This is a genomic window from Streptomyces laculatispora (assembly GCF_017353455.1).
Lineage (GTDB): Bacteria > Actinomycetota > Actinomycetes > Streptomycetales > Streptomycetaceae > Streptomyces > Streptomyces laculatispora.
Genome location: NZ_JAFMPZ010000469.1, coordinates 1 through 10322, shown reverse-complemented (window position 1 = coordinate 10322; position 10322 = coordinate 1). Strand labels below are relative to the sequence as shown.

The 10322-nt window shown below is 70.1% G+C and carries 9 protein-coding genes and 2 pseudogenes; 4 read left to right on the top strand and 7 right to left on the bottom strand.

Annotated elements, in window-relative coordinates; genetic code table 11:
* A pseudogene (locus J1C73_RS35140) lies at positions 1–99 on the bottom strand (trans-aconitate methyltransferase); the annotation flags it as partial.
* Positions 100–187: 88 nt separating this feature from the next.
* On the opposite strand from J1C73_RS35140, the gene J1C73_RS23070 reads away from it, so the two are divergent.
* Positions 188–685, top strand: coding sequence for a MarR family winged helix-turn-helix transcriptional regulator (locus J1C73_RS23070; RefSeq protein ID WP_123459812.1), 498 nt, complete (start codon positions 188–190; stop codon positions 683–685).
* Here the strand turns inward: J1C73_RS23070 and J1C73_RS23065 are convergent.
* Entirely contained in the window at positions 644–1465 is an 822-nt protein-coding gene (locus J1C73_RS23065) for a response regulator transcription factor (RefSeq protein ID WP_207318100.1), read from the bottom strand. The genes J1C73_RS23070 and J1C73_RS23065 overlap by 42 nt on opposite strands.
* Positions 1466–1734: 269 nt before the next feature.
* Between J1C73_RS23065 and J1C73_RS23060 the strand changes: the two genes are divergently transcribed.
* Positions 1735–2178, top strand: a complete 444-nt coding sequence (locus tag J1C73_RS23060) for a GNAT family N-acetyltransferase (protein WP_207318099.1) — start codon at positions 1735–1737, stop codon at positions 2176–2178.
* A 65-nt stretch (positions 2179–2243) separates the two neighbouring features.
* On the opposite strand, the gene galK is transcribed toward J1C73_RS23060, so the two are convergent.
* From galK to galT, 3 genes are read right to left on the bottom strand one after another with little or no spacing between them, the layout of a single operon-like run.
* Positions 2244–3452, bottom strand: coding sequence for a galactokinase (gene galK / locus J1C73_RS23055; RefSeq protein WP_207318098.1), 1209 nt, complete (start codon positions 3450–3452; stop codon positions 2244–2246).
* Positions 3449–4429 (bottom strand): UDP-glucose 4-epimerase GalE, encoded by a 981-nt coding sequence (gene galE / locus J1C73_RS23050; RefSeq protein ID WP_207318097.1) that lies wholly within the window; start codon positions 4427–4429, stop codon positions 3449–3451. The genes galK and galE overlap by 4 nt, the downstream gene beginning before the upstream one ends.
* Complete coding sequence (gene galT / locus J1C73_RS23045; protein ID WP_207318096.1) at positions 4426–5469, bottom strand: galactose-1-phosphate uridylyltransferase; 1044 nt, start codon at positions 5467–5469, stop codon at positions 4426–4428. Before galT ends, galE begins: the two co-directional genes overlap by 4 nt.
* A 266-nt stretch (positions 5470–5735) precedes the next feature.
* Between galT and J1C73_RS23040 the strand changes: the two genes are divergently transcribed.
* Positions 5736–7406: a sodium:solute symporter family protein gene (locus tag J1C73_RS23040; protein WP_207318095.1), complete on the top strand. Its 1671-nt coding sequence runs from the start codon at positions 5736–5738 to the stop codon at positions 7404–7406.
* Positions 7407–7421: 15 nt separating this feature from the next.
* Positions 7422–7727 (top strand): hypothetical protein, encoded by a 306-nt coding sequence (locus J1C73_RS23035; protein WP_207318094.1) that lies wholly within the window; start codon positions 7422–7424, stop codon positions 7725–7727.
* Positions 7728–7768: 41 nt separating this feature from the next.
* On the opposite strand, the gene J1C73_RS23030 is transcribed toward J1C73_RS23035, so the two are convergent.
* Both J1C73_RS23030 and J1C73_RS23025 read right to left on the bottom strand, forming a co-directional pair.
* Complete coding sequence (locus J1C73_RS23030) at positions 7769–8464, bottom strand: response regulator transcription factor (RefSeq protein WP_207318093.1); 696 nt, start codon at positions 8462–8464, stop codon at positions 7769–7771.
* Positions 8465–8677: 213 nt separating this feature from the next.
* A pseudogene (locus tag J1C73_RS23025) lies at positions 8678–10315 on the bottom strand (outer membrane protein assembly factor BamB family protein); the annotation flags it as partial.
* Between the last annotated feature and the right edge of the window lie 7 nt (positions 10316–10322).

The following is a 10322-nucleotide window of genomic DNA, read 5'->3' as shown; positions in this document are numbered from 1 at the left end:
CGGGAGGGGGGGGACGCGGGCCAGCAGATCGTGGAAGGGGCGGGTGCGGTGGTCCGCGTGGCGCAGGTACTGCTGCGGATCCCAGAGGGGTGCGGTCATGGGACCAGGATCATCCCGAAAGTATCTTGATGTCAAGACACTCGAATTCAAGAGACTTCATGTCGACAGACCCTCTACACTGATCCACATGGAGGACGAGGTCGACCGACTGGTCGCTGCATGGCGCCGAGAGCGCCCCGACCTCGACGTGGAACCACTCGAGGTCCTCAGCCGCGTCTCCCGCCTGGCCCGCCATCTCGACCGGGCCCGCCGGATCGCCTTCTCCGAGCACAGTCTGGAGCCGTGGGAGTTCGACGTCCTCACGTCGCTGCGCCGCGCCGGCGATCCGTACCAGCTCTCCCCCGGCCAGCTGCTCACCCAGACGCTGGTCACCTCGGGCACGATGACCAACCGCATCGACCGGCTGACCAAGAAGAACCTCGTCGAGCGGCTCCCCGACCCCAGCGACCGCCGCGGCGTACTGGTCCGGCTCACCGCCGAGGGGCGCGACAAGGCCGACCAGTCACTGGCCGGCCTGCTCGCCCAGGAGCGCGCCATCCTGGGCGAACTCTCCCGCCACCAGCGCGGCGAACTGGCAGGACTGCTACGCCAGTTGACTGCCCCGTTCGACAACATCCCCGGTTAGGCCCGACTCCCGGGGCGCCACCGGATCGGCGGGCCCGACGCCCGCCCGTCTGGCCAGCGCGACCGCCGCCAGCGTCGAGTGCACCCCCAGCTTGCCCAGCACGTTCTGCATATGGGTACGCACCGTGTGCGGGGAGAGGAAGAGCCGCTCCGCCACCGCCTTGCGGCCGAGCCCCGCCACCATGCAGCGCAGCACCTCGCGCTCGCGCGGGGTCAGCGACTCGACGAGCAGCTCGCTCTCGCTGCGGTGCTTGCGGTCCGCCAGCAACTCCCGCAGCACCCCGGTGAGCAGGGCGGCGGGCAGATGCGTCTCGTCGCGCAGCACACCCCGGATGACCGCGAGCAGCCGCTGGAGCGAGCAGTCCTTGGCGACCCAGCCGCAGGCCCCGGCCTGGAGCGCGAGCGCGGCCCGGCGCGGGTCGTCCTTCTCGGCGAGCACCACCGTACGCACCGACGGCCGGTCCGCACGGACCCCGGCGACCAGCGAGATGCCGTCGGCCTGCCCGTTCCCCCCGGCGTCCGGAGCGGGCGCCGACACCTGACCGACGGCCCTGTGGCCGCCCGCCGGGGCCAGGATGCCCAGCTCCGCGTCGACCAGCATCACGTCATAACCGCGCCCCTCGGCGGCCGCGCGCTCCAGACAGCGCAGGGCGGCCGGGCCGCTGCCCGCCGCCGCCACGTCGACGTCCGGCTCGGCCGCGAGCGCCGCGGCGAGCGACTCGGCGAAAATGCGGTGGTCGTCGACCACGAGAACCCGGATACGGACCACAGACACCCCCATGCTGTGTGTTCTGGGGCGCCCCGTAGCGTGCGACCCCCGGCAGCGACGGACCGGCACGGGTGCGACACCCGGAACGGGGATTCGGACCTCAGTGCCACGGCCGCCGCCGTGCACCGACTCCCACCCCGCCCGGGTGTCGCACCCGGCTGTCTCGTACCCCTGAATCAGCACCGGCCCCCACCGGTGCTGTGCATCAGCGTACGGGCGGCGGCCCGGAGCGGGAGGCGATTCGCAGAACTGAGGGTCCGGGCGGTCCTAGGGTGTTGTTCATGTTCCGTCTTGAGACAGAAGTGGACCAAGAACGTCGTCAGCTGCTGAACAGACGCCTCCGCGAGGACAACACCGCGAGGTCGCCGGAGATCCGTGCGCTGCGCGACGGCCCCGCCGCGCACGAAGTCCCGCTGGAGGTATGGGCGATGGACGCCCACGGGCAGCTCGCCGCCGGACTGACCGGGCGCACCTGGGCGCACTGGCTCCATGTGGACATGCTCTGGGTCGACGCCGGGCACCGCGGCTCCGGCCTCGGCTCGCGACTGCTCGCCGAGGCGGAACGGGTGGCCCGCACGGACCGGTCCTGCACCCGCTCCCGGCTGGAGACCTGGGGCTTCCAGGCCCCGGACTTCTACCGGAAGCGGGGTTACGAGGTGACCGGGCGGGTCGAGAACTACCCGCCGGGCGTAACCGAGTTCACCCTCACCAAGCAGCTCGGCTGAGAGGCTGTCGGCGACTTCGGTCCGCCCGGCCGGAGGTCACCGACAGCCTCTCAGCCGCCCGGGGTTCAGCCGAGCCGGCGGGCGCCCGCGGACGGGACCGCGGGGAAGACGCCGGGGGCCGCGTAGCCCGCCGAAGCGAAGGCCTCCAGGACGGACTTGGTGACCGTGTCCGCCTGCGCCTCCTCCACCAGCACGATCGCCGAGCCGCCGAAGCCGCCGCCGGTCATCCGCGCACCGAGCGCCCCGGCCGCGTTCGCCGTCTCGACCACCAGGTCCAGCTCCACGCAGGAGACCCGCAGATCGTCCCGGAGCGAGACATGGCCCGCGGTGAGGACCGGACCGGCCGCGCGCACATCGCCCGCGTCGAGCAGCGCGATGACCTGCTCGACGCGCTGGTTGTCGCTGACCACATGGCGTACGCAGCGCACGACGGACTCGTCCGCGCCGGCCGCGGCCAGCGTGTCGAGCCCGGCGCCCAGGCCCTCGTGCGAAAGCTCGCGCAGGGTACGGATACCGAGTACGCGGGCGCCCTCCTCGCAGGCCGCGCGCCGCTCCGCGTACGCGCCGTCGCCGAGCGCGTGCTTGACGCGGGTGTCGACGACGAGGAGCTGGAGGCCGTGGGCGGCCAGGTCGAAGGGGACCTGGCGCTGGGTGAGGTCGCGGGCGTCCAGGTGCAGGGCGTGGCCCTCGGTGCAGCAGGCCGAGGCCATCTGGTCCATGACGCCGCAGGGGACGCCGACGAAGGCGTTCTCCGCGCGCTGGGCCAGCACCGCCAGCTCGGCGGCGGTGAGCCCGAGCCCGAACAGGTCGTTCAGGGCCAGCGCGGTGACCACTTCGAGGGCGGCGGACGAGGAGAGCCCGGCGCCGGTGGGGACGGTGGAGGTCAGCTGGATGTCGGCGCCGGTGACCGGGTGGCCGGCCTCGCGCAGCGCCCAGACGACCCCGGCCGGGTAGGCGGCCCAGCCGTGGCCGGAGTGCGGGACCAGCTCGTCGACGCGGAGCTGGACGACACCGCCCGGCACATCGGTGGAGTGCAACCGCAGCTCGCCGTCCGTGCGGCGGGCGACGGCGGCCCGTGCGGTGTGCGGCAGCGCGAGCGGCATCACGAAGCCGTCGTTGAAGTCGGTGTACTCGCCGATCAGGTTGACCCGGCCGGGGGCGGCCCAGATCCCCTCGGGTGCGGCCCCGTACAGCTCGGTGAATGAAGCGGTCAACTCGGTGGATGAAGCGGTCGGCTCGGTGGGGGCGGCGGTCGGCTCAGCGTTGTCGGTCATGGTGCGGTGTGCTCCTCTCGGCGGGCGAACGTCCAGGCGTCGGCGACGATTGCGGCCAGGTCCGCGCGGGACGGCTGCCAGCCGAGGCGCTCCCTGGCGGTGGTGGCGGAGGCGACCAGGACGGCCGGGTCGCCGCCGCGGCGCGGGGCCGCGGTCTCGGGGACCGGGTGGCCGGTGACCTCACGGACCGTCTCGATGACCTCGCGGACCGAGAAGCCGTTGCCGTTGCCGAGGTTGCAGATCAGGTGCTCGCCCGCGGTGGCGGTTCCGAGGGCCAGGAGGTGGGCCTCGGCGAGGTCCGCGACATGGATGTAGTCGCGGACGCAGGTGCCGTCGGGGGTGGGGTAGTCGTCGCCGTAGACGGAGATCGACTCGCGCTGCCCGAGGGCGACCTGGAGGACCAGCGGGATCAGATGGGACTCGGGGCTGTGCCGTTCACCGCAGCTGCCGTACGCCCCGGCCACGTTGAAGTACCGCAGCGAGACCGCGGCCAGCCCGTGGGCGGCCGCCTCGCCGGTGATCATGTGGTCGACAGCGAGCTTGGTCGCGCCGTAGGGGCTGGTCGGAGCGGTGCGGTCGGCCTCCGTGATGGGGCTGGAGACCGGCTCGCCGTAGGTGGCGGCGGTGGAGGAGAAGACCAGGGTGCGCACCCCGGCGTCACGCATCGCGGTGAGCAGGGCGGTGGACCCGCCGACGTTGTTGACCCAGTACTTCTCCGGGTCGGTGACGGACTCGCCGACCTGGGAGTACGCGGCGAAGTGCAGCACCCCGTCGTAGGAGGCGTCCAGCCACTTCGCAGCGTCCTGGACGCGGCCCTCGATGAACTCGGCGCCGGCCGGGACTCCCGCGCGAAATCCGGTGGAGAGGTCATCGAGGACGGTGACGGCGTGACCCGCCTCCAGCAGGTGCTGGGCGACCACGCTGCCCACGTATCCCGCGCCGCCGGTCACCAGGTACTTCTTGGGGGACTTGCTCACTCGCTCGCTACCTCTCGCAGTCGCGCGGCCGCGGCCTCCGGCGGCACATCGTTGATGAACACACTCATGCCGGATTCGGAACCCGCGAGGAACTTCAGCTTGCTGGGCGTCCGTCGGACGGTGAAGAGCTCGAGGTGGAGCGCGAACTCCTCCCGTCCTGGGATGCCGAACGGTGCCTGGTGCCAGGCCGAGATGTACGGCGTCGGAGGCTGGCCGGGGCCGAATATCCGGTCGAACCGCCTCAAGAGTTCCAGATAGATCTGTGTGAACTCCGTGCGTACCCCGTCTTCGAGGTCCCGCAGGTCGGGGACGCGCCGGAGCGGGTACAGATGGACCTCGTACGGCCAGTGGGCCGCGTAGGGCACGAACGCCACCCAGTGCTCACCGGAGAGCACGATCCGGCCGCCGTCGGACAGCTCGCGGGCGACGATGTCGTCGAAGAGGTTGCCGCCGGTCCGCGCGCGGTGCTTCTCCATCGAGCTCAGCATCAGCTCGGTGCGCGGGGTGACGAACGGGTAGCCGTAGATCTGCCCGTGCGGGTGGCCGAGCGTCACGCCGATCTCGGCGCCCCGGTTCTCGAAGCAGAACACCTGCTTGACCTGGTCGAGCCCGGCGAACTCGGCGGTGCGGTCGGTCCAGGCCTCCAGTACGAGGCCGGCCTGCTCCTCGCTGAGACCGGCGAACGACGCGTCGTGGTCGGAGGTGAAGCAGACGACCTCGCAGCGGCCGGAGTCACCGGCGAGCGAGGGGAAACGGTTCTCGAAGACGACGACGTCGTACCCGTCGTCGGGGATCTCGCTGAGCCGTCCCTCCTGGGAAGGGCAGAGCGGGCACTCGTCGGCCGGCGGATGGTACGGACGGCCCTGGCGGTGCGAGGCGATGGCGACGCTGTCCCCGAGGAGGGGGTCCCGGCGGATCTCGGAGGAGGTCGCCACGGCGTCGAGCGGCCGCCGGTCGACGGCGTCCCGGACCACGTCGTCGCGGCTGTCGTAGTAGAGCAGCTCCCGGCCGTCGGCGAGCGTCGTAACCGTCTTCTTCACCAGACTCCTCCCAAACATAACTCAACACAAGGAACCACAAATCAACAGGCGCGTCAATGAGTCGACGTCAACCAAGTGCGGCCGGATGTGAGCGGGATCTCGTGCGGCCCTCGCGGGACTCTCGTGGGGTTCTCGTGGATTAAGGCCGGGTTTCCGGGCCATACGACCACAATCAAACAAAGAACCTCAATGAAACTGTTCATTTTCTGAACACAAAGGCGTAGTTTCCCTCGGGTTCAATACACGCAACGAAGCGAGTTCCCCCCATGCACTCACTGGCATCCGGGCTCCGGCTCCCCACGAACGGGCTCGATTACACGATTCTGGCGATCTACTTCGTCGTCGTTCTCGGCATCGGCTTCGCCGCTCGGGCGAGCGTGAGGACGAGCCTCGACTTCTTCCTCTCCGGACGGTCACTGCCCGCGTGGGTGACCGGTCTGGCCTTCGTGGCGGCCAACCTCGGCGCCACCGAGATCCTGGGCATGGCGGCGACCGGCGCGCAGTACGGCGTCGCGGTCGTCCACTGGTACTGGATCGGCGCCATCCCGGCCATGGTCTTCCTGGGGCTCGTGATGATGCCCTTCTACTACCGGTCGAAGGTGCGCTCCGTACCGGAGTTCCTGCTCCACCGCTTCGACAAGTCGGCGCATCTGCTGAGTTCCATACTCTTCGCCTTCTCGGCGGTCCTGATCGCGGGCGTCAACCTGTACGCCCTGTCGATCGTCGTGGAGGCGCTCCTCGGCTGGCCGCGGTCGGTGGCCATCATCGTCGCGGGCATCTTCGTCCTGCTCTACATCACCGTCGGAGGGCTCTCCTCCGCCATCTACAACGAGGTACTGCAGTTCTTCGTCATCCTCGCCGCGCTGATTCCGCTGACCGTGCTGGGGCTCAAGCGCGTCGGCGGCTGGGACGGGCTGACCGGCTCACTGGAGAAGAGTCACGGGCAGGACTTCATGTCGGCCTGGGGCGGTACGGGCATCGGTGACGCCAACCCACTCGGGGCCAACTGGCTGACGATCGTCCTCGGCCTGGGCTTCGTGCTCTCCTTCGGCTACTGGACGACCAACTTCGCCGAGGTGCAGCGCGCCCTGTCCGCGAAGAACCTCTCGGCCGCCCGGCGCACCCCGCTGATCGCCGCGTTCCCGAAGATCTTCATCGTCTTCATCGTGATGATCCCGGGCCTGGTCGCCGCCGTCCTCGTACCGAAGATCGGCACCCCGGACTCGGATCTCGCCTACAACGACGCGATACCGCTGCTGATGCGGGAGCTGCTGCCCAACGGTGTGCTCGGCATCGCGGTGACCGGTCTGCTGGCCGCGTTCATGGCGGGCATGGCCGCCAACGTCTCCTCGTTCAACACCGTGTTCACCACGGACATCTGGGCGCGGTACGTGAAGAAGGACCAGCCGGACGCGTACTACCTGCGCTTCGGCCGGCTGATCACGGTGCTCGGGGTGCTGGCGTCCATCGGCACGGCGTACATCGCCGCCAGCTTCTCCAACATCATGACCTACCTCCAGACGCTGTTCTCCTTCTTCAACGTCCCGCTCTTCGTCGTCTTCATCATCGGCATGTTCTGGAAGCGCGCCTCGATGAAGTCGGGCGTCTGGGGCCTGATCGCGGGCACCACGGCCGCGATGGTCAACTACTTCGTCATCTACAAGCAGGGCGTCATCGACATCCCGAGCGACCAGGGTGCCAACTTCGTCTCCGCGATCGTCGGGTTCGTCGCCGGTGCGGTCGTCATGGTCGCCGTCACGCTGTTCACGGCTCCCAAGCAGGAGGCCGAACTGGCCGGTCTCGTATACGGAACCGAGTCGCCGGACGCCGATGAGGTGCCCGAGGAGGGCGACAGCGCCTGGTACCGCAGGCCGGCCCTGCTGGGCTGGGGCGCGATCGTGCTCGCCGCCCTGTGCTACGTCCCCTACTCGTTCTGATCGGAGTAACTCACCATGTCCGAACTGCACAAGGAAGTCTCCGATCTGGAGAAGAAGTCCGCGACAGCGGCCCGCCTCTTCGACATCAGGCGGATCATCGGCGGTCTCTTCGTGGTCTACGGAGTCATCGTCACCATCGCCGGGATCAACCCGTCCGACGCGGACCTGAAGAAGGCCGAGGGCGTCCACATCAACCTGTGGACCGGGCTGGCCATGCTGGCGCTCGGGCTGTTCTTCCTGGTCTGGCTGAAGCTGCGACCGGCCCAGCCGCCGGCCGGCGTACCGGACGCCCCGGACACCACGGACGTGCCCGGCGGCTGACCCGCCGGGGCTCCCGCACCACCGGCAGGGGCCGGGCACCGTCAGCCGACGGTGCCCGGCCCCTGCCGCGTCCCGACGGCCGCCCGGTCCAGCAGGCCGGTGCGGGCGGCGAGCGCCGCCGCCTCCAGCCGGGAGCCGACGCCCAGCTTCATCAGTACCCGCTGCACATGGGTACGGGCGGTGCTCGGCGCGATCCGCATACCGGCCGCGATCAGCCGGGTGCCCTCGCCCTCAGCGACCCTGACCAGGACCTCGACCTCGCGCGGGGTGAGCAGCTGGAGCAGCCGCTGCCCCTCGTCGTCCGGCTGGGCCGCCGGGTTGAGCAGCTCGGCGAAGGCTCCCTGGAGCAGTTGCGGCGCGACCGCCGCCTCACCGGCCCGCGCCTTGACGATCGCCCGCTCGACGCCCTCGATGCGCTCGTCGTGGCGGACGTAGCCGACCGCGCCCGCCGCGAAGGCGGCCGCGATCCCCAGCGGGCTCGGCACCGGGCCGAGCACCACGACGGCGATCTGCGGACGCTCGCGCCTGATCCTCACGATCGGGTCGAAGGCGCCCGGTTCGGCGGGTGCCGCGGTGCCGAACAGGCAGACCTCCGGCGCCCTGCTGACCACCAGGTCCGCCGCTCCCGCGGTGGGCGCGGCGGCGGCGAGCACCCGGTGACCACGTAGTTTGAGCGCCGAGGCGAGCGCCTCGGCGAGCAGTCGGTGGTCATCGACCACCATCAGCCGCACGCCCATCGAGCAACCCCCCGTAGCACCGGCGACAGGCCCCCCGGCCCTCTAGACCCGGCAAGTTACACGCTTGTTCGACGCTGCGGGCACCTTAGTCGGCAGAAGGCCCACTCAATGCCCAATCGTGTTCCGTTCCCGCCCACTTGACGGTCGGAAAACGACCGGCCCTGCCGGTCGACTGATCGACCGGCAGGGCCGGGGGGCGGTGCTGACGTCAGATCACTTCGCCGCGAACGCGACGACGAGGTACTCCTTGTCGTTCAGCGAGCTCTCCCGCGGCTTGCTGATCGCCGTCTGGGAGATGTACAGCCGCCCGCTGCCGTACCGGAATTCGGCGTAGTCCGCGGAGAAGCTGGTCTCCGCGTCCCGGACCGACTCGTCGTCCGGGTTCTCCAGCAGCACGGTCTGCTTGAGAGTGCTGCCGTCGATGGAGACGACCTGGCCGCCCTTGTCGTACGGGGGCTCCTTGTACGCGATGATGTTGCCGCCGTCCATGCGGAGCGGGAACATCGTGTAGCGGTCGCCCGCGTCGGCCCTGTCCCCGGTCTGCTTGCCGGTGGTCAGGTCGAAGGAGACGATCTCGTTGGTGTCGCCGTACTCGCCGCCGCCCTCGTGCTCCTCGGTGGGCAGGTAGATGCGGTTGTTGCCGACCGCGAGCTGCTGGCAGCTCTCGACCTCGGTGGACCGGCAGTTCGCGGCGTACTTCTCCGCGTCGGCCGGGATCCTGACGAGCAGCTTGCCGGTGGCGGCGTCGATCGAGAAGAAGTCGGAGATCCCGCTGCCGTCACCCGCGGTGTCGCCGACGTCGGCGGCGACGACCAGGGGCTTGGTGGAGACGATGCTCGCGTACTCGACGCCGGGCGGCATCTTGTACGTGGAGATCGGGGCGCCCGTGGTCGGGTTCAGCGCCTGGATGGTGAGCTGGGGGTCGTCGTACTTACCGCACTTGCGGACCACGGCGAGTGCCTCGCCGCCGCCGTAGCCCGTGTCGTAGCAGCCGTCGGTGCTGACCTTCGGCTTCCAGCGCTCGGCGCCGGTGCCCAGGTCGAAGGCGGCACCGCCCTCGCCGCCGGCCGCGGCCACCGTGGTGCCGCTGAGGGTGACCTCATCGAACCGGACGGGGTCGTCGCCGCCGGTGGCGGCGATCACCGTCTTGCTCCACATGAGCTTGCCGGTGCTGAGGTCGAGGGCGGCCACGTGGTTGCAGGTCTGGTACTTGTTCGCCGCGGTCCGCTTGCCTTCCTCGAAGACGACGGCCGTCTTGAAGTCCTTGCTCATGTGCCGGGAGGCGGCGCAGATCTGGCCGGACAGCGGGATCGACCAGAGCTTGGTGCCCTTGTCCTGGTCGTAGCCGATGACCTCGTTGACGCCCGTCTTCACGTACACCTTGTCCGTCAGCCAGGAGCCGTCGACCGTGGTGACGTCGGTGACCTTGGGCTGCGGCAGCTGGAAGGCGACCGTGCCCTTGGTGTTCGAGGGGACCTTCTCCTTGCCGCCGCCGTCGGTGCCCTTGCCGTCGGTGCCCTTGCTCTCGCCGTCGGTGCCGGAGGAGGCGGAAGCCTCGTCCTTCTTCTTGCCGCCGCCGTCGCCGGAGGCGTACCAGAGACCGCCGCCGACGATCAGCACCACGGCGACCACCGCGGCGACGATGATCTGCGCCTGGGTGGAGAACTTCTTCGGCCCGTTCCCGTTCTGCGGCGGCTGGTACGGCTGCTGCATCGGGGTGGTCGGGTATCCGTAGCCCTGCTGCGGCGGCTGGCCCTGCTGCGGATAGCCGTAACCCTGCTGTGGCGGCTGGCCCTGGGGGAACCCGTAGCCGGGCTGCGGCTGCTGGCCCTGGGGGAACCCGTAGCCGGGCTACGGC